The sequence below is a fragment of the Streptomyces griseus subsp. griseus genome (genome assembly GCF_003610995.1).
In the GTDB taxonomy this organism is placed as follows: domain Bacteria; phylum Actinomycetota; class Actinomycetes; order Streptomycetales; family Streptomycetaceae; genus Streptomyces.
Window position 1 is genome coordinate 265,672 of the sequence record NZ_CP032543.1, and the last position, 26,142, is coordinate 291,813.

Below are 26,142 nucleotides of genomic sequence, written 5' to 3' on the forward strand. Positions count from 1 at the left end.
CTCAGCTCCGCGCCGTCAGCTCCGCCGCCTCCCTGCGCCGCCGCTGCTCCCGTACGTCGGCGACCGGTGCGGCGAGCATCAGGGCCCGGGTGTAGGGGTGGCGGGGTTCCGAGGTGACCTGGCCCGCGTCACCGGTCTCGACCAGTTCGCCGGCCTGGATGACCGCCACCCGGTGGCTCATGAACCGGACGACCCCCAGGTCGTGGGTGACGAACAGGTAGGCGACCCGGGTCTCCTCCTGGATCTCCAGGAGGAGTTCGAGGACCGTCCGCTGGGTGGTCAGGTCCAGTGCGGAGACCGGTTCGTCGCAGATGACCAGCCGGGGCCGCAGGGCCAGGGCGCGGGCGATGGCGACCCGTTGGCGCTGACCGCCGGAGAACTCCCGGGGCAGCCGGTCGGCGGCGTCGGCGGGCAGGCGTACCCGCTCCAGCAGTTCCGCGATCCGGGCCCGTGCCTCCTTGGTCCCGGTGCCCTGGCCGAGCAGGGGCTCGCCGAGCGTGTCGCCGACCGTACGGGAGGGGTTGAGCGAGGTGTACGGGTCCTGGAACACGACCTGGAGGTCGCGGGCCAGGGCCCGTCGGCGCGCCCGCCCGGCCCGCTCGATGCGGCTGCCCGCGAAGGTGATGGTGCCCGACTCCACGGGGGCGAGGCCGAGCACCGCCCGGCCGATCGTCGTCTTGCCCGAGCCGGACTCGCCGACCAGGCCGAGGGTCTCCCCGGGACGGATGTCGAGGCTCACCCCCTTGAGGATCTGGGCGCGCGGTGCGCGGCGGCCCTTGCCGGGGTAGGAGACCCTCAGGTCGCGGAGGGAGAGCAGGGCGTCCGGGAACTCCCCGCCGTGCCCGCCGGTGGCATCGCTGGTCATACGGTGGTGCTCCTCGCCTCTCGTGGCTGCCACGGCTCCCGTGGCGGCGCGTCGTCCAGGACCGCGTCGAGCAGGGACCGGGTGTAGGGGTCGCCGGGCGCGTGGACGACCTGTTCGGCGCTGCCGGTCTCCACGATCCGGCCGGCGCTCATCACCGCCACCCGGTCGCAGAGGTCCGCGACGACACCGAGGTTGTGGGTGACCAGGAGGACCCCGAGTCCGCGGTCCCGCTGGAGGCGGCGCAGCAGCTCCAGGACCTCCGCCTGGACCACGACGTCGAGTGCGGTGGTGGGCTCGTCCGCGATGAGGAGTTCCGGGTCGCAGGACATCGCCCCGGCGATCAGGACGCGTTGGGCCATGCCGCCGGAGATCTCGTGCGGGTACAGCCGCATCGTCCGCTCGGGCGACGGGATCTCCACCAGCCGCAGCAGGTCCAGCGCGCGGGTCTCGGCCTCCTTGCGGGTGATGCCGAGGACGTGGCGCATCGGCTCCGTGAGCTGGCTGCCGATGGTGAAGGCCGGGTCGAGATTGCTCATCGGCTCCTGGGGGACGTACGCGACCGTTCCGCCCCGCAGGGTGCGGTGCTCGCGCTCCGGCAGGCCGACGGTCTCCCGCCCGTTGACGGTGATGCTGCCCGACCCGATCCTGCCGCCCTCCGGCAGGATGCCGAGGACCGAGAACGCCGTCTGCGACTTGCCGGACCCCGACTCACCGACCAGGCCGACGATCTCGCCGGGTGCCACGTCGAGGTCCACGCCGTGCACGACCTGCTTGGGCGGGCCGTCGGGCCGGTCGTAGACCACGGTGAGGCCGCGCACCGAGAGCAGCGGGCTGCGCGGTCCTGACTCCGCCGGGGCCTCGAAGGCCGGTGCGGGGCGTGCCCGTCGCGGGGAGCGACCGCCGGCCGGCGGTCCGCCGCGCTCCTCCAGCGCGTCGCGCAGGGCGCCGGCGAGGAGGACCAGGGCACCGTTGGTGATGCCGAGGGCGAGTCCGGGCCAGAGCATGAGGAGCGGGGCCCGCTGGATGTTCTGGAACGCCTCGTTGAGCATCGCGCCCCAGGTGGCCGAGGAGCCGCTGCCGACACCGAGGAACTCCAGTCCGGCCTGGAGGCCGATGGCGATCCCGGCGACCAGGGCGACCTGGATGATGACGGGGCCGCGTACGACGATGAGGATGTGGCGTCCGACGATGCGGGCGTCGGAGAGTCCGGACACCTTGGCGGCGTCCACGTACAGCTCCTTGCGGACGTTGGCGACGATGCCGCGCACCAGGCGGAAGAAGCTGGGGGCGGCGAGCACGCCCAGCACGATCATCAGGACCCAGACGTTGGGGCCGAGGATGGCGCGGGAGGCGAGCAGGACCACCATGGCGGGGAGGGCCATGACGAGGTTGACGGCCCAGTTGGCCGCCGAGTCGAACCAGCCGGCGCGGTACCCGGCGTACAGCCCGGTGGGCACGCCGAGGGCGAGGGCGACTCCCAGGGCGATCAGCGCACCGCCGAGGGTGTTGCGGCCGCCGTACAGGAGGCGGGAGAGGATGTCGCGGCCCGCCGAGTCCATACCGAGCGGGTGCGCCGCGCTCGGCCCCTCGAACGCGGCGCCCAGCGCGGAGGCGTCGGGGGCCTGCGGGGCGATGAGCGGCGCCAGGAGCACCGCGACGAACAGGAGCAGCAGGACTCCGGCGGAGGCGGCGCCGAGCGGATTGCGCAGGAGGCGCCGCGGCAGTCCGCCGCGCACGGCGGCCCGGGTGTCGGAGGCGGGCGCGGAGTCGGGTGCCGGGCGGGGCGGGGGCGCCGGGTCGGCCGGGAGGTTGTCGCTCATGCGACCCTCGCCTTCGGGTTGAGCCAGCCGATCATGACATCGACCAGGAGGTTGATCAGGACGACTCCGATGACCGTGAGCATGACCAGGGCCATGATCACGGGGATGTCGCCGCGGGTGGTGTAGGTGACGGTCATGCTGCCGATGCCGGGGAGCCCGAAGATCTGCTCCACGATGACCGCACCGCCCAGCAGGCCGACGAACTGCATGCCGAGCACCGACAGCGCGGGCGCGGAGGCGTTGCGCAGGACGTGCCGGAGGACGATCCGCGAGGTGGGCAGCCCGCGGGCGCGCAGCGTGCGGATGTAGTCCTGGCGCAGGACGTCGATGACCGCGCCCCGGACCTGCTGGGAGACGCCGGCCACCGAGGCGACCGACAGCGCGAGGACGGGCAGCGTGATGGTGGAGAGCCAGCCGGACGGCGACACGGAGAACGCGGTGTAGCCGATGGCCGGGAACCAGTTGAGGTTGACCGCGAAGACCAGCACGATCACCAGGGTCACCAGGAAGCCGGGGAGCGCGTACCCGATCACGCCCAGCACCTGGACGAAGCGGTCGGCGGCGCCGCGCCGCACCCCGGCCCAGACGCCGAGCAGGAACGACACGAGGGTGGCGACCAGGGTCACCCCCACCATCAGGCTCGCGGTGACCGGGAGCCGGGCGATGACCGCGGTGGTGACGTCCTCGCTGGTGAACCAGGAGGTGCCGAGGTCACCGCGGACCGCGTGGGTGAGCCAGTCGGTGTACTGCGCGAGGACCGGCCGGTCGAGACCGAGCGCGGCGTTCTTCGCGTCGACGGCGGCCTGGTCGGCGCCCTGGCCGAGCAGCGTACGGCCGACGTCGGTGTCCGGGATGGACAGCAGCAGGTAGGAGAGGAAGGAGATGACGAGGAGGAGCAGGGCTCCCGCCGCGATCCTGCGGGCGATGAAGTTCAGCATGGCACTCGGTATCTGTCGGGCGCTTCAGGAGAGGCCGTCGTGGTCTCAGCCGGCGGGGGCGTAGTTGTAGATCGACGGGACGGCCATGCCGGACTGCGGGGTGATCTGCACCGTGCCGTCGGAGACGTGCAGGTACGTCATCCGGTAGAAGGGCACGAACCAGCCCTCCTCGACCAGGTGCCGGTTCAGCTGCCGGGCGGCTTCCTTCTGCTTCTCGCCGCCGCTCTGGATCTGCGGCAGGAGCTTGCCGACCGTCGCGTCGGTGGTGCCGAACATGTTGAACGTGCCCGGGGTGACCAGTTCGTTGACGACGATCCAGTCGTCGGCGGCCTGGCCCATGTTCATGACCATGCCGGGGTAGGCGCGGTCGGTGAAGATCTTGCGGAGCGCGGTGGAGCCGTCCAGCTCCTCCCACTTCAGCGTGATGCCGACGGCCTTGAGGTCGGTGGAGAGGGAGGAGGCGAGGGCGTCGTTGACGATCGCGCTCATCCGGGGCAGCTTGAGGGTGAACCCCTTGGCGTACCCGGCGGACTTCAGCAGGGACTTGGCCTTGGCCGGGTCGTGGGCGTAGTACGTGTCCAGCGCCTTGTCGTAGCCCGCGGTGTCCGGGCCGAAGACCTGGCCGGTGGCGGCGCCGCGGTTCTGCCGGATGGTGGCGAGCATGGTCTTCCGGTCGACCGCGAGGTTGAGCGCCTGGCGCACGCGGGCGTCCTTGAGCGCCGGAGTGATGGCGCCACCCCGGTCGAAGAGCAGCAGGCCCTGGAAGTCGAACTCCTGCTCCGTCGTCTTCACCCGGGGGTCGGACTCGATGCTGATCTGCTGGTCGGCGTTCTGGAGCAGCGCGGCGTTCACCTGGCCGGTCCGCAGGCCGTTGACGATCGCCGTCTCGTTGTCGAAGAAGCTGATCGCCAGCTCCTTGTACGGGAGTTCCTCGCCCCAGTAGTCGGCGTTGCGCTCGTAGACCCACTTGGTGCCGATGGTCGTCTTCGCCTTGGCCAGGCGGTACGGGCCGGTGCCGTCCGGGGTCGTCTTGAGGGCGTCGCCCTTGGCGAAGGCCGCGGGGTTGGCCATCAGCCCGGCGGCGTCGCTCAGGTAGAAGAGCATCGCGGGGTCGGGCTGGGCGAGCTTCAGCGTGACGTGCGTGGCGTCGGTGACCTCGACGGACCTGAGGTCCTTGAGCCACTTGGCCGCCGCGCCGCCGCCCTTCTTGAAGCGCTCCAGGTTGGCCTTGACGGCGGCGCCGTCGAAGGCGGTGCCGTCGGCGAACTTCACGTCATCACGCAGGGTGAGGGTGAGGGCGGTCCTGGTGCCGTCGTACGTCCACTCGGTGGCGAGCATCGGGCTGAATTCGCCGCCGGCCTCGCGCTTGACCAGGGTGTCGTAGACGGCCTGGAAGAAGGGCAGGGCGCTGCCGACCGCCTGGGAGGGGTCGAGGCTCTGCGGGGAGGTCAGCGTGGCGAGGTTCAGCTGCGCTCCGGCGCTGCCCTGCGGGCCGCTGTCCGCGCAGCCGGCGAGGGTGAGGACGGCCGCCAGGCAACCGGCCAGGGCCGCGTTTCGGGTGGTTCTGCTCATGGGTTCGCTCCGTCTGGAGAGCCCGGGAAGGACGTCCCGGGGTGGAGTGGCGGTGAGCCTACCTGCGGAATTAACCACTTGGTAGGTTTTTGGGCGGGAAATTAACCAGCTGGTAAGTTCTGTGGGGTGGAATCAGGGGTAACGGGCGGCGACGCCGTGTCCGACGAGCGCAGGGGGCCGCCGCGATGAGCACAGGGGCCGGGCGCGTCCCGTACGGGCCGGGGCCGAGGGGGCCCGGCCGTCGAAGGGGGAGCGCACCCGCGCCCGCATCCTCGACGCGGCGGCCGAGTTGTTCTCGCGTTCCGGTTTCAACGCGGTCTCGCTGCGCGACATCGCCGCCCACGCGGGACTCACCCATGCCGGGCTGCTGCACCACTTCCCGGGCAAGGACCGCCTGCTCCTGGAAGTCCTGGAGCGGCGCGACCTGATCGACGCCCGCGAACTCTTCCCCGGCCTGCTGCGGCCGGGTTCGCCAGCGCCGGAACCGGCCCGCCGGCTGCGGCTGCTGCTGGAGCTGGTGGCGCGCAACAGCCGGACGCCGGGCCTGGTCGCCCTCTACGCGAAGGTGTCGGCCGAGGCGACCGATCCGGACCACCCCGCGCACGCCTACTTCGCCCGGCGCTACCGGTATCTGCGCACCGAGCTGACCGGCATCGTGGCCGATCTCCAGCAGGCCGCAGGCGCGGGTGACGCCGCGGACCCGGGCGTGGTGGCCGGTCAGCTGCTGGCGCTGATGGACGGCTTGCAGACGCAGTGGCTGCTGGAGCCGGAGGCCGTACCGATGGAGGCGCTCGTACGGGACTTCCTGGACCGCCTGGAGCTGCTGCCCGCAGACGGCACGGAGGCCACGGACGGAGCGGAGGCCGGAGACGTAGCGGACATGGAGGCCGGAGACGGCGTAAGCGTGGAGGCCGGAGACGGCGCGGAGGCCGGCGGCGTCAGCCGTTGAGGGTCGCGAGGGCCGCATCGGCCGTGCTCCGGTGTCCGGCGGCGTTGGGGTGGAACCCGGCCGCCTCCGCGGTCTCCTCGGGCTCGATCCAGCGCACGCCCTGCGGCTTGCACGCGTCGTGCCCGACCGAGGGCGCGTAGGCGTCGACATAGGTCCCGCCCCGCCCGGCCGCCTGCTGCGCGAGCATCGTGTTGAGCTGCTTCTGCTTGTCCCGGAACCAGGCGAAGTCCCCGTCGGCGAAGGGAACGACCGGTCGGCAGGAGGTGCCGTCGTCGGGGACGATCGCCGGATACCCCACCACCAGGACGCGGGCCTGCGGCGAGCGAGCCTGGATCGCGGCGAGGACGGCGGCCACCTTCGGCGCGGTGGCGCCGATGCGGGCGCCGATCTCGTCGGTGCCGAGCAGGGTGTAGCTCCGCTTGCACGGTGCGCCCAGCGGGGCGAGCTTGCCGAGCAGGACGCAGCGGGTGAGGACTCCGGGGAGGTCGAGGTCGTTGCCGCCGATGCCGAGGGTGACCAGGGTCGTGTCGGGCCGCAGGGCGTCCAGCTGGGGCGGTGCCGATCCCTGCGCGGCGGTCATGTGACGGGTGTCGGCGCCCGCGCAGGTGGCATCGGCGAACGACGCCAGCGGGAGGGCGGCGGCCACCAGGGCCGGGTAGTTGCGCGAGGAGCGGCCGCAGGCGGCGTCCGTCTGCTCGGGGATGCCGGGCCCCGAGCTGAAGGAGTCACCGAGCGCCACGTAGTGGACCGGGGCGTCCTGCGCGGCGCGGTCGGACGTCCGCGCGGCCGGGGCGGCGGTGGCCGGGGCCCCGGCCGTGGCCAGGAGGGCCGTGGCGGCGGTGACGGCCAGGGTGGTGACGGCCGTACGGCGGCGGTGAGCGGCGGGGGCGGGGTGCCTGTCGGCAGGGTGCATGGCCATTCCTCGTCTCTTCGGCGCGGAGGCACCGTCGGAAGGTGGAAGCGGAGGCGGACGCTGGTGCGGGGCGGTGGGCACCGGCTGACGCGGGGTCGGACGAGGGTCGCTCGGAGACCGGACGGACCGGAGAGCGAAAACCGTACGATGAACGGTTTCCAGCCGTCAAGGGTGCGCGCGGCACCGTTCCGTCACTGTCGACACCCCCGGAGACGAGGCGCGGGAGCGGGCGACGCGGACCCTTGACACCCAAAACCGATCAACTTACGGTTTTTGCACGATGGCGGCCTTGCGCCCCTCCCGGAGCCGCCCGAGGCGGGCCCTGACGCCGGCCACCGGCCGCTCCCCCGCCGCCCCAACCCACATCCACTCCCCCACTCGAACCGACAGGTGCGCCGTATGACGACCGACCAGACCGCTTCGGCCCCGGCGGCAGACGCCTCGGCCACGCCTCTGACCCTGGCCGAAAAGGCATCTCTGACCAGCGGCGGCGGGGACTTCGTCACCTCGGCCGTGGACCGGGCCGGCGTTCCGGCCGTCACCCTCTCCGACGGGCCGCACGGACTGCGTCTGCCGAAGGAGGCGGGCGACGGAGGACAGCTCGATCTGCACAGCGCCGCCCCCGCCACCTGCTACCCGCCCGCCGTGGCACTCGGCAGCAGCTGGGACCCGGAGCTCGCCCATCGCGTCGCCGCAGCGCTCGCGGACGAGGCGACCGCGCACGGCGTCCGGGTGCTGCTGGGGCCGGGCATCAACATCAAGCGCTCGCCGCTCTGCGGGCGCAACTTCGAGTACTTCTCCGAGGACCCGCTGCTCACCGCAGAGCTGGGCGGGGCCATGGTGCGCGGGCTCCAGGAGTCCGGTGTGGGCGCGGCACTCAAGCACTACGCGGCCAACAACCAGGAGACCGACCGGATGCGGGTCAGCGCCGACATCGACGAGCGCCCGCTGCGCGAGATCTACCTCCGCGCCTTCGAACGTATCGTCCGCCGCGACCGCCCCTGGTCCGTGATGTCCGCCTACAACGGCGTCAACGGCGTGACCCTCTCGGAGAACACCCGGCTGCTGACCGACATCCTGCGCACCGAGTGGGGCTTCGACGGCATCGTGATGTCCGACTGGGGTACCGTACGCGACCGGGTCGCCGCCCTCCGCGCGGGTCTGGACCTCCAGATGCCCGGCACCCGGGGGCGCACCGACGCCGAGGTCGTGGCCGCCGTGCGGGACGGCTCCCTGGACGAGTCGGTGCTGGACACCGCCGTGGAGCGCCTGGTCCGCTTCGCCCGGCGCGCCACGGCCGGCGACGGGCGCCCCGAGCCGCGGATGTCCGTGGACGACCACCACCGCCTCGCCGGGGAGGCGGCGGAGCGGTGCGTGGTCCTGCTCAAGAACGAGGACGGGCTGCTGCCGCTGAGCCCGGACGCGGGAAGCGTCGCCGTCATCGGTGAGCCGGCCCGCACCCCCCGCTACCAGGGGGCCGGCAGCTCGCAGGTCACCCCCACCCGGCTGGACGTCCCTCTCGACGCCTTGCGCGACCGCGCCGAGGGGGCACGGGTCGCGTTCGCCCCCGGGTACGCCCTCGCGGGCACCGGCACCGCGCAGACCCCGGCCGACGAGGACGCGCTCACGGAGGAGGCGGTCCGGCTCGCCGCCGGGTCCGACACCGTGCTGCTCTTCCTCGGCCTCTCCGCGCAGGACGAGTCCGAGGGGTTCGACCGGGACCACATCGACCTGCCGGAGGACCAACTGCGCCTCCTGGAAGCCGTCGTGGCCGCCAACCCGCGTACCGTCGTCGTCCTCTCCAACGGCGGAGTGGTCCGCACCGACCCCTGGCACCGCACGGTCCCCGCACTCGTCGAGGGCTGGCTGCTCGGCCAGGCGGGCGGCGGGGCGCTGGCCCGGGTCCTGTTCGGCGACGTCAACCCGTCCGGCAAGCTGGCAGAGACCGTACCGCTGCGACTGGAGCACGCGCCGAGCCACCTCTCCTTCCCCGGCGAGGAGGGGCATGTCCGGTACGGCGAGGGCGTCTTCGTCGGCTACCGGGGGTACGACGCGGCCGACCGCGAGGTGGCGTTCCCCTTCGGCCACGGGCTGTCGTACACGACGTTCACGTACAGCGGGCTGCGGGTCACGCCGGAGGAGGACGGCAGCCGTTTCTCGGTCGCGGTCACCGTCGCCAACACCGGGTCGCGCACCGGGCGTGAGACCGTCCAGGTGTACAGCGGCGGCCCCGTCGGGTCGTCCGTGGCGCGTCCGCCGAGGGAGCTGCGCGGCTTCGCCTCGGTGACGCTCGCTCCGGGCGAGAGCCGCGAGGTGGTCGTCCGCGTCTCCCGGGAAGACCTCGCGTACTACAGCGAGCGGGAAGGCGGATGGCGGGTCGAGGGCGGTGACTACGTCATCGCGGCGGGCGCGTCGTCGCGCGACCTCCGGCTCAGCGCCGAGGTCACCGTGGCGGGAGACCCCTCGCGGCTCGTGCTCACCGGCCGCAACTCCCTCGCCGAGTGGCTGGAACACCCCGTCGGCGGCCCGTTGCTGATGAAGGGGTTCGCCGAGGGCCGGGCCGCAGCAGGAGCCGAGGCGGGGCCGAGCGCGCTGGAGAACCCGGTGCTGTGGCGGTTCCTCGCCGGGATGCCGCTGGAGGTGATCGCCGACTTCCCGCAGAGTCCGGTGGGCCCCGAGGGCGTGGCCGCTCTGGTGGCGGCCGCCGCCTCGCCCGGTGCGGCTGACACGCCCGGCGCACCCGGCACGGACGAGCCGCGGGCATGAGCGGACGCCGTCCGGCCCCGGTGGTCACGGAAATCGTGCGGCCGGGCTGGGAAGGCGTCCAGGACGCCTTCGCGCGCGGCCAGGCGGAGGACCCGGGCGGCGCGCAACTGGCCGTCCGCCACGGGGGCCGGACGGTCGTGGACCTCTGGACGCCGGGCACGGGCCGGTTCGGGTACGGCGCCGCGCCGGACGGGGCGCGTGGTGCGGACGGCGCGGGCGGCACGGACAGAGCGCGCGGTACGGCCGACGCGAGCGGTACGGACGGGGCTGGGGCGGCCGGCGGCGTTCACGGGACCCGGGCCGAGCACGCCCGCAGGACCGAGGCGGGGGCCGGAGGCGACGCCGAAACCGGGTACCGGAACGAGCACGGGGCCGGGCCCGGAGGCGGGGCGTTCCGGGCCGGTTCCGTGGGTGTCCTCATGTCGGTCTCCAAGGCCCTGGTGGCCGTCTGCGCGCATCTGCTGATCGAGCGGGGCGTCCTGGATCCGGACGACCCCGTCGCCCGCCACTGGCCGGAGTTCGCCGCCGCCGGAAAGGCACAGACCACGGTCGCGGACCTGCTGGCCCACCGTGCCGGGCTCCCGGCGTACGCCGACGACCCGGCGGGCCTCCCGGAAGCACCTCTGCTGGAGCCGGCGGCCCGGGTGCGGGCCCTGGCGGCGATGTCTCCGGTATGGGACCCGGGGAAGGCGTTCCTCTACCACGCGCTCACCTACGGCGATCTGGTCGGCGAGGTCGTTCGCCGGGTGTCCGGCGAGAGCGTCGGCCGGTTCTTCGCCCGCGAGGTCGCCGGGCCCCTGGGACTGGACCTGTGGATCGGCCTGCCGGAGCGGGAGGAGCACCGCTTCGTACCGCAGCGGGCGGTGCGGCCCGACCCGACGCCCGGGCAGGTGGCGCGGGCGGTGGAGCGGGCAGGTCTCGCCCCCGGCGACCGGCTCGCCACCTCGCTGCGGGCCTCGTCCGCCGAACTCGCCCGCGCCACCGCCTCCTTCGGCACCCGCCGGGGCCGGGCGGCGGAGTTCCCGGCGGCGGGCGGCATCGGTGACGCCCGTTCCCTCGCCCGGCTGTACGCGGCGCTCGTCGGCCCCGTGGACGGCGTGCGGCTGCTGTCGGCGGCCACGGTGGACCGGGCGAGGACCCCCTGTACCGACCATCTGCCGCAGCCCGGAGTTCTGCACCGGCTCGACGGACCCGACCGCTCACGTTTCGGGCTGGGCTTCGAACTCCCCCGGCCCGGTGCACCGTTGCTGGGCGAGGGGTCGTTCGGGCATGCGGGGGCGGGTGGCAGGCTGGGGATGGCCCACCCGGAGAGCGGGCTCGCGGTCGGCTACGTGTGCACCACGATGGCGTGGGAGCCGTCGGCGGGACCCGATCCCCGGTGGATGCCGTGGAGCGAGGCGATAGGCAAGGCGGCGGGGCTCGGCGGCGGCTGAGGCCCGGACCACCGGGAGCGCTCCCCGGTGGCCGGCGAAGGCGCGGCGGCGGGCGGGGAGGCCGAGAAGCCGTCCCCGCCCGCCGCCGTGTTCTCACTCCCGCTCGGGCTCCGGGGCCTCGCGCCCGCCGTCCCGGTCGACGGCCAGCAGCCGGAAGACGTCGTCGATCGGCTGCTCCATGTCGGTCGAACGGTCGATGAGCCACTGCAACTGGATGCCGTCCGCCAGGGCGAGCAGCAGCACGGCCAGCCGTTCCGGCGGGATCTCGGTGGTCAGCCGCCCCTCGTCCATCCGCTGCCGCACATATCCCGCAACCCGCTCGCGCAGCACCGGATAGCGCTCGGCGAAGTGCGCGTGCGCCGGGTGCTCCGGGTCACTGGCCGCGGCGGCCATGGAGACGAAGAGCTCCACCAGACCGGGGGTCTGCGCCCCCTCGCGGATGATGTCGCGGTAGCTCGGTTCCCCGGGGCGCTCGGTCTGGCGCACCCTGGCGGTCTCGTCACGCATCCTCAGGACCTGGGTGAGCAGGTCTTCCTTCGAGCTGAAGTAGTGCATCAGTCCGGGCAGGCTGAGGTTGCACCTGGCGGCCACCTTCCGCAGCGAGGTGCCCCGATAGCCCTCGGCGGCGAAGATCTCCAGTGCCGCGTGCAGGATCTCCGTGCGCTTCGCCTCGCCCTTTTCGTACGGGCCCCGTTTCGCCATGACCGGAAGCCTAACCGGCGTGCCGGCCACCGGCGGGCACGGCCGCGGGCTCCGGCTCCGGGCCCGGGAGGCGTCCGGCGCGGGCCAGGGCGCCGAGCCAGTGGGCGGACGGCTTCGGGGTCCGGGCGAAGGTCTCCCGGTCGACCGCGACGAGCCCGAAGGTGGGCCGGTAGGAGCCCCATTCGTAGTTGTCCAGCGCGGTCCAGTGCAGATAGCCGCGTACGTCGATCCCGTCCCGCAGCGCCTCCGCCACCCCGGCCAACGCCCGGGTGGTGTAGGCGACGCGGCGTTCGTCGTCGTCGGTGGCGATGCCGTTCTCGGTGACCAGGACCGCGACGTGCGGGCCGACCACCTCGGCGGTGTGGCGGATCGCCTCGCCGAGCGCCTCGGGGTAGAACTCCCAGCCGGTCAGCGTCGTCTCCGCGCCCGGCTCCACCGGCAGCGGACCGTCCGGGCCGATCCGGTGGCGGGTGTAGGCCTGCACCCCGACCCAGTCGTCCTCACGGGAGGCGTGGAGGAAGACGTCCTCACGGGGCCAGGCGTACGCGGCGGCGGCCTCCGCCGCTCCGGGTTCGGCCTGGTAGACCTGGTTGGCGACCGTCCATCCGACCTGGAGCCCGGGGTCGGCCGCCTTCAGGACGCTGCGGGCCGCCCGGTGGGCGCGGATGAGGGCCTGGGTGACCTCCGGGTCGGGGTCGACCGTGGCGGGGTCGAAGGCGGCCGCACCGGACCGCTCCGTTCCCTCGGGCGCCGGGGCTGTCTCCTGTCCGAGCCCCATGCGGCGGACGATCGTGTGCATCAGCGCGACCATGTTCGGTTCGTTGATGGTCGCCACATGGCGGACGCCGGCGGCGAGGATCTCGGTGGCCACCTCGGCGTAGGCGGCGAAGAGGTCGGTGGACTCCGGGGCGCTCCAGCCGCCGAGCGCGCTGAACCAGTGCGGCGAGGTGAAGTGGTGCAGGGTCACCACCGGGGTGAGACCGCGCTCCAGCGCCCCCTGGACCATGGCCCGGTAGTGGGCGATCGCCGCCCGGGAGATGTGTCCGCGCTCGGGTTCGATCCGGGCCCACTCGATGGAGAACCGGTAGGCGTTGAAGCCGAGTCCGCTGAGCAGGTCCATGTCCTCCGGCCAGCGGTGGAAGCTGTCGACCGCGTCACCGCTGCGTTCCGCGACGAAGGTGCCCGGGCGGTTCTCGACGGCCCACCAGTCGCTGGACACGTTGTTCCCCTCGACCTGGTGGGCGGCGGTGGACGCCCCCATGAGGAAGCCCTCCGGCAGGGCGGGTCCGGGGGTGTTCGGCAGCGCCACGAGGCGGCTCCTTCCATCGCGAAGTACGCGCCGACGAGGGGGCGTCGACACCGTCCGCGAAAAGCGTTCATTGATCGGTTTTCGTGTTAGCGTACAGGCGCACCCGGCCCGGCAGGAAGAGCCGCAGCCCATCCCGGCCACCGGGAGCCACCTGCGCCGGGAGGCCCGGCCCGACCTGACGCGGACGCCCGGCCTCCCGGTCCACCACGTCCCGCGACCGGCCCGGCGCACAGGCCGGACACCCGGCCACGTTCCGGCCCTGCCAGTGGAGGAGACCCATGAACGCCGTCATTCCCGAGCCCCGGACCGCCGCCCCCGCCGCCGGCCAGGAACCGGGCCCGCGCACCGCCGGGGCCTGGCGCGTCCACCCCGCCGATCCGGACCTGACCGGCGTCGCCGCCACGGTCCACGCCCTGCTGGAGCCCCACTTCGGGAGCCGCCTGCTGCCGCTGGGCACCGTCCACCGCCCCGACGTCCCGACGCTCACGCTCGCCCTCGGCGACGGAGCCGAGGGCTCCCCCGCACCCATCGGCGTCGCACCGGACGGGACGGCCCTGCCGGTTGACGAGTCCTACCGCCTGACCGTCGAGGCCGACGGCATCCTCTGCCGCGCCGCCACACCCGCCGGGGTGTTCCGTGCCGCCACCACGGCACTCCACCTGCTCGTCACCTCCGGCGACCGCGTCCCCCGCCAGGAGCTGACCGACGCCCCCCGCCACGCCTGGCGCGGCCTGCTCCTGGACCCGGCGCGCGGCTATCTCACCCCCGACGAGGTCCGGCGGGTGATCGACCTCGCCGCGCTCTACAAGCTGAACGTGCTCCATCTGCACCTCACGGACAACGAGGGCTGGCGGCTGGAGATCCCCGGCACCCCCGAGCTGACCGCCCCCGCGCCCGACGGCACACCGCGCGCCTTCTACACCACCGACGACTACCGCGAGCTCCAGGCGTACGCGGCGGAGCGGTTCGTCACCGTGGTGCCCGAGATCGATCTGCCCGGCCACTGCGCCACCCTGCGCGAGGCGTTGCCCGGCCTGCCCGACGCCCCCGTACCCGAGTGGCTGGCGGGCCGTTTCCCGTTCGTCGCGCCGCTGGACCTCACCGACCGGGCGACCCGGGAGGCCGTCGCCACGATCCTCGCCGACGCGTGCCGGCTGACGGACGGCCCCTTCGTGCATGTCGGCGGCGACGAGGCCGTGGGCGCCACCGACGAGAGCTTCGCCCACTCCGTCCGCGAACTCAGGTCCCTGGTGAGGAAGTCGGGCAAGCGGCCGCTCGGCTGGCAGGAGTCGTCGCGGGCAGGGGTCGACCCCGAGGACATCCTCCAGTTCTGGGTCGACGTCCCGATGATGGACCTGCCCGACACCGCCGACGAGATCGCCGCCCGCCCCGAACTCGTCGCCGCGGGAACCACGTTGGAGTTCGTCCAGGCCCTGAAGTCGTTCTTCGCGCCGACCGATCAGGATCTGGCCCGCATCCTCGACGGCGGCGGCCGTGTCCTGCTCTCCCCGCAGTCACATCTCTATCTGGACCGCGCCTACGCACCGGAGATCGTCCCGGCCGGGCGCGAGGGGGATGCCGCCCGTCTCGGATTCCCGACCTACCGCCCCCTGGGCGTCGAGCACACGGCGGCCTGGGACCCGGCGTCCCACGGGATTCCGGAGGACCGGGTGGCCGGGGTGGAGGCGACGGTCTTCGCCGAGTCGGTGGAGTCGCTGGACGATGTGACGACCCTTCTGCTGCCCCGCCTGGCCTCCGTCGCGGCGGCGGCCTGGTCCGGGCGCGCCCCCGACTGGACCGGCCACCGGGCCCGCCTGGCCCACCACGGCAGGCTCTGGGAGCAGCGCGGCCTCGCGTATCTGCCCTCCACGGAAGTCCCCTGGGTAACGGCCCACGAGGGCTGAGGTCCTGGCCGGGGGGCCGGGGAGGCCGGGGCCGGCGCCCCCCGGGTAGGGCGGCACCGCCGTCGAGCGGAGCGGGCCGCCCGGAGAGCGGGACAGGGCTTTCACCCGGCCCGCGCCTCTCCCCCGGACCTCCGGCGGCGTCTCAGGCGCTCCCCAGCGCCTCCGAGACCAGGGCGCGCGCCTCCTCCTGCACCTGGCCGAGGTGTTCGGGCCCCTGGAAGCTCTCCGCGTACACCTTGTAGACGTCCTCCGTGCCCGAGGGGCGGGCGGCGAACCAGGCGCTGTCGGTGCAGACCTTGAGGCCGCCGATCGCGGCCCCGTTGCCCGGCGCCTCGGTGAGTACGGCGGTGATGGGCTCGCCCGCCAGGGTGTCGGCCTTGACCTGCTGCGGGGAGAGCTTGGCCAGGACCGCCTTCTCCTCGCGGGTGGCGGGCGCGTCGACGCGGGCGTACGCCGGGTCGCCGAAGCGGGCGGTGAGCTGGGCGTACCGCTGGGACGGGGTGGAGCCGGTGACGGCCGTGATCTCCGAGGCGAGCAGGGCCAGCAGGATGCCGTCCTTGTCCGTGGTCCAGACACGGCCGTCGCGCCGCAGGAACGAGGCGCCGGCCGACTCCTCGCCACCGAAGCCGAGGCTGCCGTCGTACAGCCCGTCCACGAACCACTTGAAGCCGACCGGCACCTCCACCAGGGTGCGGCCGAGGTCGTGGGCGACCCGGTCGATCATCGAGGAGGAGACCAGCGTCTTGCCGATTCCCGTTCCTGCGGGCCAGCCCTCGCGGTGGGTGCAGAGGTAGTCGATGGCGGTGGCCAGGTAGTGGTTGGGGTTCATCAGGCCGCCGTCGGGGGTGACGATGCCGTGCCGGTCGGCGTCGGCGTCGTTGCCGGTGGCGATGGCGTACGCGTCGCGCTGGGCGATCAGCGAGGCCATGGCGTGCGGGGAGGAGCAATCCATCCGGATCTTGCCGTCCCAGTCCAGCGTCATGAACCGCCAGGTCGGGTCGGCGAGCGGGTTGACCACGGTGAGGTCGATCCGGTGCCGTTCCGCGATGCGCCCCCAGTACGCGACGGAAGCGCCGCCGAGCGGGTCGGCGCCGATCCGGAGCCCCGCGTCCCGTACGGCCTCCAGGTTCAGGACGGAGGGCAGATCGTCGACGTACGCGGTCAGGAAGTCGTGGCGCCCCGTGGTGCCGGCGGCCAGCGCGCGGGCGTACGGGATACGGCGGACCTCCCCGAGTCCGGCCTCGATCAACGCGTTGGCCCGGTCCTGGATCCAGGAGGTGGCGTCCGAGGCGGCCGGTCCGCCGTTGGGCGGGTTGTACTTGAAGCCGCCGTCGGCGGGCGGGTTGTGCGACGGGGTGACCACGATGCCGTCGGCCAGGTGCTCAGTGCGGCCGTGGTTGTACGTGAGGATGGCGTGCGAGACGGCGGGCGTGGGGGTGTAGCCGTCGTCGCTGTCGATGAGGGCGGTGACGCCGTTGGCGGCCAGCACCTCCAGGGCGGTGACCCGGGCGGGTTCGGACAGGGCGTGGGTGTCGGCGCCGAGGAAGAGCGGCCCGTCGGTGCCCTGGCGGGCCCGGTAGTCGCAGATCGCCTGGGTGGTGGCGGCGATGTGGTCGTCGTTGAACGCGGCCGCGAGGGCGGAGCCGCGGTGGCCCGAGGTGCCGAAGGCCACCCGCTGGGCGGGCTCGGCCGGATCGGGGTGGAGGGCGTAATAGGCCGTCACCAGCCGTGCCACGTCGACCAGGTCAGCTGACTGCGCCGGCTGCCCGGCCCGTGCGTGCACCATCGAGTCTCCTCTTGCCTCTTCGTCATCACCGGCCCGAGGGAACGGGCCGCCGTCCCGGGGCGGACGATCACCCCGATCCGTACCCGATTCTGTCCTCTTGCCCCGCATCGGTGCGTGACGGGTTCACGCCTTCCTCGCGTGGCCGCCCGGCCGGGACGGCACCGCGCCCCCGGTCCGGGGGGAGGACCGGGGGCGCGGCGGACTCGGGGGGTCAGCGGCCCTGGAGGCGCTTCACGTTGTCGCCGAAGGTCCAGCCCTTGGAGCCGTCCCAGTTCAGGGACCAGGTCATCAGCCCCTTCAGGGAGCCGTTGTAGTGGTTCCAGGCCTGGGAGACGAGCGAGGGTGCCATATGGCCGCCGCCCGCGCCGGGCTGCGCGGGCAGGCCGGGGACCTGCTTGTCGTAGGGGACCTTGATGGTGGTGCCCTGGATGACGAGCCCCCGGTTCAGGCAGTCCGTCTGGGCGGTGAACCCGGCGACCGTGCCGGCGGAGTAGGAGTCACCGGAGCAGCCGTACATGCTGCCGTTGTAGTACTGCATGTTCAGCCACCAGAGCCGGCCGTTGTCGGCGTACTTCTTGATGATGGGCAGGTACGCGCCCCAGATGGAGCCGTAGACCACGCTGCCCCCGGTGACGTACGCCGTCTCGGGCGCCATGGTGAGGCCGAAGTTCGACGGCATGGCGGCGAGGACGCCGTCGATGATGCGGATGAGGTTGGCCTGGGACGCGGAGAGCTGGTTGATGTTGCCGCTGCTGGTGAGGCCTGTCTCGATGTCGATGTCGATGCCGTCGAAGTTGTACTTCTTCAGGATCGGGACGACGGTCGCCACGAACCGGTCGGCGACCTTGCTGGAGCTGAGGTCGATCCCGGCGGCCGCCCCGCCGATCGACATGAGGAGGGTGAGTCCGGAGGCCTTGGCCTGGCACATCTCCGCGGGGGTGGCGACCTTGACGGTGTTGTCCATGCCGTCCTCCCAGAGGACGGTGCCGTCGGAGCGGATGACGGGGAAGGCGGCGTTGACGACGTTGTAGCCGTGCTGGGTGATACGGGAGTCGGTGATCGGGATCCAGCCGAGCGGCGGGTGCACGCCGTTGGCCGCGCCGTCCCAGTTCTCCCAGTACCCCTGGAGCACCTTGCCGGTGGGCTTCGACTTGACCGCGCAGGTCTCGGCGGCCGTCGTCTTCGGGGAGTCGGCGGTCTTCGGCGGGGCGGCTCCGACCAGCATCGGTACGACGAGCGCCGCGGCCAGGCCGAGGCCCAGCAGTCGTGATGTACGGCCCATGATCCGTAGTCCTTCCTGCCCGGGTCCGCCGCCGACGGCGCGAAAGGTTCGCCCCGACCCGCCCAGTGTCGTGACCCTGCCAAACCGTAGAATGGTCCAGACCTTCGGTCAAGAGGTCTGGACCAACCCGTCCGGCCCGGGGGCGAGAAGACACCGCGGCGGGGTGGGAAGCAGCACAGTCAACCGCTCCGCACCCCGCTCGGCACCGGCCGCGGTCCCTCAACCCCGGCCTCGACCCGGGCCCCTCAGCCCCGGTCGTACGTGTGGAACCCGCGGCCGGTCTTCCGGCCGAGCAGCCCCGCCTCCACCATCCGCAGGAGCAGCGGCGGCGGGGCGTAGAGCGGTTCCTTGAACTCGTCGTACAGCGACGCCGCGATGGAGGCCACCGTGTCCAGGCCGATCAGGTCCGCCAGCTTGAGCGGGCCCATCGGGTGGGCGCAGCCCAGCTCCATCCCGGCGTCGACGTCGGCGGCGGTCGCGAAGCCGGACTCGGCCATCCGGATCGCGGAGAGCAGGTACGGGACCAGCAGCGCGTTGACGACGAAGCCGGACCGGTCCTGGGAGCGGACCACCGTCTTGCCGAGCACGTCCGTCACGAACTCCTCGGCCGCCACGACCGTGGCGGGCGCCGTGTGCAGGGAGGGGACGACCTCCACCAGCGGCAGTACGGGGACCGGGTTGAAGAAGTGCAGGCCGAGGACGTGGTCGGCGCGGTGGGTGGCCATGCCCAGGCGCATCACGGGGATGGCGGAGGTGTTGGTGGCCAGAATGGCCCCCGGGTCCTCGACGATCTTGTCGAGGGCAGTGAAGACCTCCGTCTTGGCCTGGGCGTTCTCGACGACGGCCTCGACCACGAGCTGACGGTCGGCCAGGGCGTCGAGGTCTCCGGTGAACACCAGCCGGCCGAGCGCGTCCTCGGCGGTGAGGCGGTCCAGCTTGCCGCGTTGGACGGCTCGTTCCAGGGAGACCGCGACCCGTTCGCGGGCTCGGTCGGCGGCGGTGGCGTCCGCCTCGCAGACGATGGTGTGCACGCCGGCCCGGGCGCAGACCTCGGCGATCCCGGCGCCCATCTGGCCTCCTCCGACGACGCCCGCCCTGGAGATGCGCGCGCTCATGCCTGCACCACCGGCCGGCCGACGAGGTGGCGTGCGTACGCCTCCGTGGTGAAGAACGCGGGCAGCTCCTTGGCGAGGGCGGTGCGTTCGAAGAGGTCCCGGACCTGGTCGAGGCGGGCCCAGGGGTAGGTGGCACCGAGCGTGGCCAGCTCCTCCTCGAAGAGGCGCTCCACGCTCCGGCGCTCGACCGTCCCGTGCTTGAGCCACTGCCAGATCTGGACCCGGGCGATCTCGGCGGTCGCCGCGTCCTCCATCAGGCCGTTGAGCGCGACGGCTCCCCGGCCGTTCAGCCAGGCGTCGTAGTAGCGGAGGGTGACGGCGATGTTGTCGCGTACGCCCTCCGGGGTCGGACGCCCTGCGGTACGCCGTACGGCGACCAGCTCCTCGGCCGTGACATGGACGTCGTTGCGGGTGCGTTCCAGCTGGTGCGGCCGGTCGCCGAGCACCTCGCCGAAGACGGTCCGGCAGACCGGGACCAGACCGGGGTGGGCGACCCAGGAGCCGTCGAAGCCGTCCTCCGCCTCACGCTCCTTGTCCAGCCGCACCTTGGCCAGCGCCGCTTCCAGGGACTCCGTACCGCCGCCGGGGATCTGGGCGGCCATGCCGCCGATGGCGTGGGCGCCGCGCTGGTGGCAGGTGCGGACGAGGAGTTCGGTGTAGGCGCGCATGAAGGGGGCGGTCATCGTGACGGTCGCCCGGTCGGGAAGGACGAAGTCGGGGCGGTGCGCGAAGTTCTTGATCAGGCTGAAAAGGTAGTCCCAGCGGCCCGCGTTGAGGCCCGCGCTGTGCTCGCGCAGCTCGTGCAGGATCTCCTCCATCTCGAACGCGGCGGTGATCGTCTCGATGAGGACGGTGGCGCGGATGGTGCCCCGGGGGATGTCCAGCAGGTCCTGGGCCAGGAGGAAGACGTCGTTCCAGAGGCGGGCCTCGTACCGGTTCTCCAGCTTGGGGAGGTAGAAGTACGGTCCGCTGCCCGCGTCGATCTGGCGGCGGGCGCAATGGAAGAAGTAGAGGCCGAAGTCGACGAGGGCGGCGGGGACGGGCCGGCCGTCGATGACGAGGTGCTTCTCGGTGAGGTGCCAGCCGCGCGGACGGACCATGATGGTGGCGGGCCGGTCGGTGAGCCGGTACTCCTTGCCGTTGTCCGCCGTGAAGTCGATGCGCCGGTCGATGGCGTCGATCAGGGTCAGCTGGCCTTGGACGATGTTCTCCCAGGTGGGCGAGGTGGCGTCCTCGAAGTCCGCCATCCACACCTGGGCACCGGAGTTGAGGGCGTTGACGGCCATGCGCCGTTCGGGCGGGCCGGTGATCTCCACCCGCCGGTCGGTGAGGCCCGGGGCGGGCCGGGCGACGCGCCAGTCGGGGTCCGTACGGATCGACTTGGTGGCACGGGAGAAGTCGAGAGGAGTGCCGCCGCGCAGCAGCGCGGAGCGGCGGCGGCGCTCGGTCAGCAGATCGAAGCGGCGGGTGGCGAAGGCCGCGTCGAGACGGGCGATGAAGTCGAGGGCCTCGGGGGTGAGGACCTCCTCGTGCCGGTCGCCCGGTACGCCGAGGACCTGGACGTGGCCGGTCGTGACAAGGGTGGTCATGCGGGTCTCCTCAGCGGGGCGTGGGCGGGATCGGACCCGGTCACGGGGGCGGTGGGGCCCCCGCGACCGGCAGGGCTTTCTAGTGGAACTGCTCCTCCTCCGTCGACCCGGTCAGCGCCGTGGTCGAGGAGGCCGGGTTGATGGCGGTGGAGACCTGGTCGAAGTAGCCCGTGCCGACCTCGCGCTGGTGCCTGACCGCGGTGAAGCCCTGCGCCTGGGCGGCGAACTCCCGCTCCTGGAGGTCGACATAGGCGGTCATGCCCTGCTCGGCGTAGCCGCGCGCCAGGTCGAACATGGCGTGGTTGAGGGAGTGGAAGCCGGCCAGGGTGATGAACTGGAACCGGTAGCCCATCGCGCCCAGCTCCCGCTGGAACTTGGCGATCTGGTCGTCGTCCAGCGCGGCCCGCCAGTTGAAGGAGGGCGAGCAGTTGTACGCGAGCATCTGGTCCGGGTGCTCGGCGTGGATGGCCTCGGCGAACTCGCGTGCCTGGTCGAGGTCCGGGGTGCCGGTCTCGACCCAGATGAGGTCGGCGTACGGGGCGTAGGCGAGGCCGCGCGAGATGACCGGCGCCATGCCGTTCCGCACGCGGTGGAAGCCTTCGGCGGTCCGCTCGCCCGTGATGAACCGCGCGTCGCGCTCGTCCACGTCGCTGGTGATGAGGTTGGCGGCGAGCGCGTCGGTGCGGGCCACGATCAGGGTCGGGACGTCCGCGATGTCGGCGGCGAGGCGGGCCGCGTTGAGGGTGCGCACATGCTGGGCGGTGGGGACGAGGACCTTGCCGCCGAGGTGGCCGCACTTCTTCTCGGAGGCGAGCTGGTCCTCGTAGTGGATGCCGGCCGCTCCGGCCTCGATCATCGCCTTGGTCAGCTCGAAGGCGTTGAGCGGGCCGCCGAAGCCTGCCTCGGCGTCGGCGACGATCGGGGCCAGGTAGTCGGTGGTGTCGCCGGCGTCCTCGGCGGTGGCGATCTGGTCGGCGCGGAGCAGGGCGTTGTTGATCCGGCGGACCACGCTGGGAACGGAGTTGGCCGGGTAGAGGCTCTGGTCGGGGTAGGTGTGGCCGGCCAGGTTGGCGTCGGCGGCGACCTGCCAGCCGGAGAGGTAGATGGCCTGGAGACCGGCCTTGACCTGCTGGACGGCCTGGCCGCCGGTCAGGGCGCCGAGCGCGTGGATGTAGTCCCGCTCGTGCAGCTGGCGCCAGAGCCGCTCGGCGCCGCGCCGGGCGAGGGTGTGCTCCTCGCGGACGCTGCCGGAGAGCCGGACCACGTCCTCGGCGCTGTAGCTGCGCTCGATGCCCTTCCAGCGGGGGTCGCTCGCCCACCGCTGCGCCAGCTCTTCCGCCGTCGTCCTTGCCTGCGCCATGGCGTTACTCCCGAAGTCGTGGGGGTCGATCGTGTGAACGGTGCATCGTGTGAATGGTGCGAAGCCTGCGTCACCGAGTGACGCAGCTTCTGGTGCGGCCCACCGGACCTCCGAGGTGGGACGGTAAGCAATGCGCCCGGCGAACCGGTCCGGGATCCCGAGGAGTACGACGTCAGGGCGTGAAATCGTGCTCGGTACCCCGGTTCGGAACCGGTGTCCGGTGGGCCGCAGGACCAACTCTGACAGTGGCACTGAGTGCCATCAACCGGGGAAGCATGCCAAGTTCTGCGAATCTTTCCGTCCACTTTGCCAAGGTTGCGAAGGGCTCGGGCGGGCCTGTCAAGGCTAGGGTTGTCGACATGTTGACCACGGTGGAAAGGGCTCCGATGTGAGCAAGACCTACGCGGGCGCGCGGCTGCGCCGACTGCGTGAGGAGCGCGGGCTGAGCCAGGCGGAGCTGGCGCGGATACTGGCGATCTCGCCGAGCTACCTCAACCAGATGGAGCACGATTCGCGCCCCCTCACGGTCCCGGTGCTGCTGCGGCTGACCGAGGCGTTCGGGGTCGACCCCGGCTTCTTCTCGGAGCGGGACACCACCCGGGTGCTGGCCGACCTGCGCGAGGCGCTCGCCGACGAGGTGGGAGCGGCACGGGTCTCGGCCGCCGAACTGTCCGAGCTGGCCTCCCGGCTGCCGGGCGTCGCGAACGTGCTGCTGGATCTGGGCCGGCGCAACCAGGCGCTGGCCGGGCGGCTCGCGGAGGCCGCCGAGCTGCGGGGCGGCGGCGGGCCCGATCTGCCGCGCTCACCGCACGAGGAGATCCGCGAGTTCTTCTACCGGCGGCAGAACTACCTGCACGAGGCGGACCTGACGGCGGAGAGACTGGCCGCGGAGATCGGGGTGCGCCCCGGCGAGGTCGTCACCGCGCTCGCGGCCCGGCTCACCGAGCGGCACGGGATCAGGTTGGCCACCGCCGACGACCGGCAGGGCCGGGCCGGGAGCGCGTCGGGAGGCCGCCGCCCGGCCCGGAACGGCGGCGACGAAAGCCGCAGGGGCGCTTCCGGCGGCGCGGGCACGGGCCGGCTGCACCACTTCGACCGGGACGCGCGGGTGCTGTACCTCTCCAGCCGGCTCCGCCCCGGGCAGCAGGCGTTCCGGATGGCCACCCAGCTGGTGCTGCTCGAGTACGGCGAGGAGATCTCGCGGTTGGCGTCGGAGGACTACGACGAGGGATCGGCGACCTGGCCACTGGCGCGGATCGGGGTCGCCAACTACTTCGCGGGCGCGCTGATCCTCCCGTACCGCGCCTTCCACACGGCGGCGGAGGAGGTCCGGTACGACATCGAACGCCTCACCGACCACTTCGGGCTCGGTTACGAGACGGTCTGCCACCGGCTCTCCACGCTCCAGCGGCCCCGGCTGCGCGGGGTCCCGTTCTCCTTCGTCCGGGTCGACCGGGCGGGGAACATGTCGAAGCGGCAGTCCGCGACCGGGTTCCACTTCTCGCGCGCGGGCGGCACCTGCCCGCTGTGGAACGTGTACGAGGCGTTCGCCGCCCCGGGCCGCATCCACGTACAGATCGCGTCCATGCCCGACGGGCAGCGCTATCTGTGGACCGCGCGGGCCGTGACGCGCCACCGGGGCGGCTGGGGCGAGCCCGGCAAGACGTTCGCGATCGGGCTGGGCTGCGAGATCCGGCACGCGGGGCGGCTCGTCTACTCCGACGGCCTCGACCTGGACAACGCCTCGGCGGCGACGCCGATCGGGATGGGGTGCCGGATCTGCGAGCGGCTGGACTGCCCGCAGCGCGCGGTGCCGCCACTGGGGCAGCCGCTGGCCATCGACGAGAACAGCAGCACGTTCGTGCCGTACCCGGTGAAGGGGGCGCCCGGGTAGCCGGTGTGCGCCCCCTTCACCGGACCGGGTCAGGAGAAGCGCAGGGCGATCGTGTCGCCCACGCCGATCACCTTGTCACGGGTGGCCCCGGCGAACGCCGAGCCGTCCACGGACACCTTCCAGGTCGCCGAGCCGGTGTTGGCCTTGCCGTTGACGGAGGTGATGGCGCCCGTCCCGGAGCCGGGGACCACGGAGGTGACGCAGCCGGACGGGGTGGACGCGGTCGACGCGGCGGCCAGGACGGTGCCGAGGTCGGTCGTGGTGCCGGTGGGGGTGAAGGCGACGTTGCAGACCTTCAGGGTGCCGGTGCCGTCGTCAACGGTGAGCGCCAGCTTCGTCGCCGTACCGGAGGTGAAGCCGCTCGCCGCGACCCAGGTGGGCGCGCCCGCCGTGACCGGGGTGGGCGGCGCGGCGGTGAAGCCGCCACCGGCGACGGCGCGCAGGGCGTCGGTGGAGGAGTAGGCGGACGGGGTGGTGTCCGAGGGCTGGTACTTGAAGCCGCCGGCCGGGTTGAACTGGTTGGCGATCAGGAAGTCGACCGGGGTCTTGCCCGCCGGGGTGAGGAAGTCACCGGTCTGCGGGTTGATGCCGCAGGCGTTGAGGCCGGAGACCGCCCAGCCGTTGGAGCTGGTGTTGATGCCGTACACGGCGTTGAACGCGCCGGAGGCGCTGACCAGCTTGCTCTTGAGGAACGCCTTCGCCTGGACGATGTCGGGGTCGGTGTTGGGGACGCCGGAGACGCAGAGCGCGGCCATCGAGGCGCCCGTCATGTCGATGTCGCCCGGCTTGGCGAGCTCGGTCGCGTTGCCCTCGGCCTTGCTGTAGGTCCAGCCGCCGTCGTTGTGCTGGTTGGCCCGGACCCGGGTGACGATCTTGTCGACGAGCGCCTGCGGTACGCGCTGGGCGCCCGCCTGGGTTCTGGCGCCGCCCAGCGCGAGTGCGGCGAAGACCGTCCCGTTGTAGTTGGCGGACGGGCCGAAGTACCCGGCCTCCGCGTTCTGCCAGTAGCCGTAGATGTCGGCGATCAGGTTGCGTGACGCGGAGACCCGGGCGGGGTCGATCCCGGCGGCGTACGCGTTGAGCGTGCCGCGCTGGTAGTCGGTGACGACGGGCGTAGCGGAGGGCCAGCCGGGGGTGGCGAGCAGATTGCGGTAGACGGTACGGGCGTTCTTCGTCGCGTCGCCGCCGGGCGTCACGTCCACCGCAGCCGTTCCGGCGGCGGCGAACGCGCTGAAGGCCCACTCGTTGGAGAGCCCGGAGCCCGCGTACGAACCGTCGGCGGCCTGAAGGGTCTTGAGATACGCCACCCCGTTGGTCTTCGAGGTGGCTATCTGGGCGGGGGTGGAGGTCGCGGCGGCGGGAAGCGCCGTGAGGACGAGGGCCCCCAAGGCGGCGGGAACCACAAGGCCGATACGGCGGGAGGTGAGAGAACGGGGCATGTGCCTGCTCCTGGGATGAGGGGCGCACGGCACCGCCCGCCCCCGGATGAGCCCGGGGCGGAGGTGGGTGGCCGGCGCCCGGACGCGTGGGTACGGCTTGGCCGATACAGCTGCCAGCAGGGCATTCGGGCTCGGGAGCGGCCCCCTGCCGTCCCACACCGCTGCGCGTCAGCCCCGGATTCGCACCGGGTTCCCCCTCGTGGCAGGCCAGGACGCTACCCGAGGCAGCAGGGGCACGCCAAGGACGGCAGGGGGCGCGAAGGGCAGGAGACACAGCCCACCTTGACGGTCTCTTCGAGTGCGTGTTCCAATCCGCCTGATAAGCACTCAGCCTCAGGGGAAGCCGGTCGGAATCCGGCGCTGACCCGCAACCGTAGGCCCGCCACCGCGCGGGCGAGCCGGAATGCCTGGGGCCTGGAATTCCAGCGAGAAACGCCGTCGCGGACTACGGCGTGGTTCGAACAGCTCCCTGCGGGCGGCCCTTTCACGGCCGCGTCCAGGTGAGC

General features: G+C 72.7%; 17 protein-coding genes, 1 pseudogene and 2 riboswitches. Of the genes and pseudogenes, 5 read left to right on the forward strand and 13 right to left on the reverse strand.

Features of this window, described 5'->3' with window-relative positions; translation table 11 throughout:
- Position 1: 1 nt before the first annotated feature.
- Genes D6270_RS01235 through D6270_RS01250 form a run of 4 tightly spaced genes read right to left on the reverse strand, consistent with a single transcriptional unit; the run spans position 2 to position 5,195 of the window.
- Positions 2 to 865 carry an ABC transporter ATP-binding protein gene (locus tag D6270_RS01235; protein WP_109167634.1) on the reverse strand — a complete coding sequence of 288 codons (864 nt, stop codon included), beginning with the start codon at positions 863 to 865 and terminating at the stop codon, positions 2 to 4.
- The gene (locus tag D6270_RS01240) at positions 862 to 2,685 is read right to left on the reverse strand and encodes a dipeptide/oligopeptide/nickel ABC transporter permease/ATP-binding protein (RefSeq protein WP_225976744.1); all 1,824 of its coding nucleotides are present in this window, start codon (positions 2,683 to 2,685) and stop codon (positions 862 to 864) included. Before D6270_RS01240 ends, D6270_RS01235 begins: the two co-directional genes overlap by 4 nt.
- On the reverse strand, positions 2,682 to 3,623 hold the full coding sequence (locus tag D6270_RS01245; RefSeq protein ID WP_109167633.1) for an ABC transporter permease: 942 nt from the start codon (positions 3,621 to 3,623) through the stop codon (positions 2,682 to 2,684). The genes D6270_RS01240 and D6270_RS01245 overlap by 4 nt, the downstream gene beginning before the upstream one ends.
- 45 nt (positions 3,624 to 3,668) lie before the next feature.
- Entirely contained in the window at positions 3,669 to 5,195 is a 1,527-nt protein-coding gene (locus D6270_RS01250) for an ABC transporter substrate-binding protein (protein WP_151414646.1), read from the reverse strand.
- A gap of 235 nt (positions 5,196 to 5,430) precedes the next feature.
- Between D6270_RS01250 and D6270_RS01255 the strand changes: the two are divergent.
- Positions 5,431 to 6,144: pseudogene (locus D6270_RS01255) on the forward strand (TetR/AcrR family transcriptional regulator); the annotation flags it as partial.
- Here D6270_RS01255 and D6270_RS01260 read toward each other — a convergent pair.
- On the reverse strand, positions 6,134 to 7,057 hold the full coding sequence (locus tag D6270_RS01260; RefSeq protein WP_109167632.1) for an SGNH/GDSL hydrolase family protein: 924 nt from the start codon (positions 7,055 to 7,057) through the stop codon (positions 6,134 to 6,136). The pseudogene D6270_RS01255 and the gene D6270_RS01260 sit on opposite strands and share 11 nt — an antisense overlap.
- A gap of 399 nt (positions 7,058 to 7,456) precedes the next feature.
- On the opposite strand from D6270_RS01260, the gene D6270_RS01265 reads away from it, so the two are divergent.
- Positions 7,457 to 9,823 carry a glycoside hydrolase family 3 C-terminal domain-containing protein gene (locus tag D6270_RS01265; protein WP_109167181.1) on the forward strand — a complete coding sequence of 789 codons (2,367 nt, stop codon included), beginning with the start codon at positions 7,457 to 7,459 and terminating at the stop codon, positions 9,821 to 9,823.
- On the forward strand, positions 9,820 to 11,256 hold the full coding sequence (locus tag D6270_RS01270) for a serine hydrolase domain-containing protein (protein WP_109167180.1): 1,437 nt from the start codon (positions 9,820 to 9,822) through the stop codon (positions 11,254 to 11,256). Before D6270_RS01265 ends, D6270_RS01270 begins: the two co-directional genes overlap by 4 nt.
- 93 nt (positions 11,257 to 11,349) lie before the next feature.
- On the opposite strand, the gene D6270_RS01275 is transcribed toward D6270_RS01270, so the two are convergent.
- Positions 11,350 to 11,958 (reverse strand): TetR/AcrR family transcriptional regulator, encoded by a 609-nt coding sequence (locus tag D6270_RS01275; RefSeq protein ID WP_109167179.1) that lies wholly within the window; start codon positions 11,956 to 11,958, stop codon positions 11,350 to 11,352.
- Between the two features lie 10 nt (positions 11,959 to 11,968).
- Positions 11,969 to 13,261, reverse strand: a complete 1,293-nt coding sequence (locus D6270_RS01280; RefSeq protein ID WP_109167631.1) for a glycoside hydrolase family 1 protein — start codon at positions 13,259 to 13,261, stop codon at positions 11,969 to 11,971.
- Between the two features lie 284 nt (positions 13,262 to 13,545).
- Between D6270_RS01280 and D6270_RS01285 the strand changes: the two genes are divergently transcribed.
- Entirely contained in the window at positions 13,546 to 15,171 is a 1,626-nt protein-coding gene (locus tag D6270_RS01285) for a family 20 glycosylhydrolase (RefSeq protein ID WP_109167178.1), read from the forward strand.
- Positions 15,172 to 15,313: 142 nt separating this feature from the next.
- Here D6270_RS01285 and pgm read toward each other — a convergent pair whose 3' ends face one another.
- The 5 genes from pgm to aceA all read right to left on the reverse strand — a co-directional run bounded on the left by pgm (position 15,314) and on the right by aceA (position 22,303).
- The gene (pgm, locus tag D6270_RS01290; protein ID WP_109167177.1) at positions 15,314 to 16,957 is read right to left on the reverse strand and encodes a phosphoglucomutase (alpha-D-glucose-1,6-bisphosphate-dependent); all 1,644 of its coding nucleotides are present in this window, start codon (positions 16,955 to 16,957) and stop codon (positions 15,314 to 15,316) included.
- 211 nt (positions 16,958 to 17,168) lie between these two features.
- Entirely contained in the window at positions 17,169 to 18,239 is a 1,071-nt protein-coding gene (locus D6270_RS01295; protein ID WP_109167176.1) for a chitinase, read from the reverse strand.
- A 245-nt stretch (positions 18,240 to 18,484) separates the two neighbouring features.
- Positions 18,485 to 19,354: a 3-hydroxybutyryl-CoA dehydrogenase gene (locus D6270_RS01300; protein ID WP_109167175.1), complete on the reverse strand. Its 870-nt coding sequence runs from the start codon at positions 19,352 to 19,354 to the stop codon at positions 18,485 to 18,487.
- Positions 19,351 to 20,943, reverse strand: a complete 1,593-nt coding sequence (gene aceB, locus D6270_RS01305) for a malate synthase A (RefSeq protein WP_109167174.1) — start codon at positions 20,941 to 20,943, stop codon at positions 19,351 to 19,353. The genes D6270_RS01300 and aceB overlap by 4 nt, the downstream gene beginning before the upstream one ends.
- 79 nt (positions 20,944 to 21,022) lie before the next feature.
- A complete protein-coding gene (gene aceA, locus D6270_RS01310) occupies positions 21,023 to 22,303 on the reverse strand; it encodes an isocitrate lyase (protein WP_109167173.1) in 1,281 nt (426 codons plus the stop codon).
- Between the two features lie 388 nt (positions 22,304 to 22,691).
- Here aceA and D6270_RS01315 point away from each other — a divergent pair, with 388 nt between their 5' ends.
- Positions 22,692 to 24,197 carry a short-chain fatty acyl-CoA regulator family protein gene (locus tag D6270_RS01315; RefSeq protein WP_109167172.1) on the forward strand — a complete coding sequence of 502 codons (1,506 nt, stop codon included), beginning with the start codon at positions 22,692 to 22,694 and terminating at the stop codon, positions 24,195 to 24,197.
- 29 nt (positions 24,198 to 24,226) lie between these two features.
- On the opposite strand, the gene D6270_RS01320 is transcribed toward D6270_RS01315, so the two are convergent.
- Complete coding sequence (locus tag D6270_RS01320; protein ID WP_109167171.1) at positions 24,227 to 25,636, reverse strand: hypothetical protein; 1,410 nt, start codon at positions 25,634 to 25,636, stop codon at positions 24,227 to 24,229.
- Between the two features lie 119 nt (positions 25,637 to 25,755).
- Positions 25,756 to 25,834: riboswitch (cobalamin riboswitch) on the reverse strand.
- Positions 25,835 to 25,971: 137 nt separating this feature from the next.
- Positions 25,972 to 26,045: riboswitch (cobalamin riboswitch) on the forward strand.
- Positions 26,046 to 26,142 lie beyond the last annotated feature (97 nt).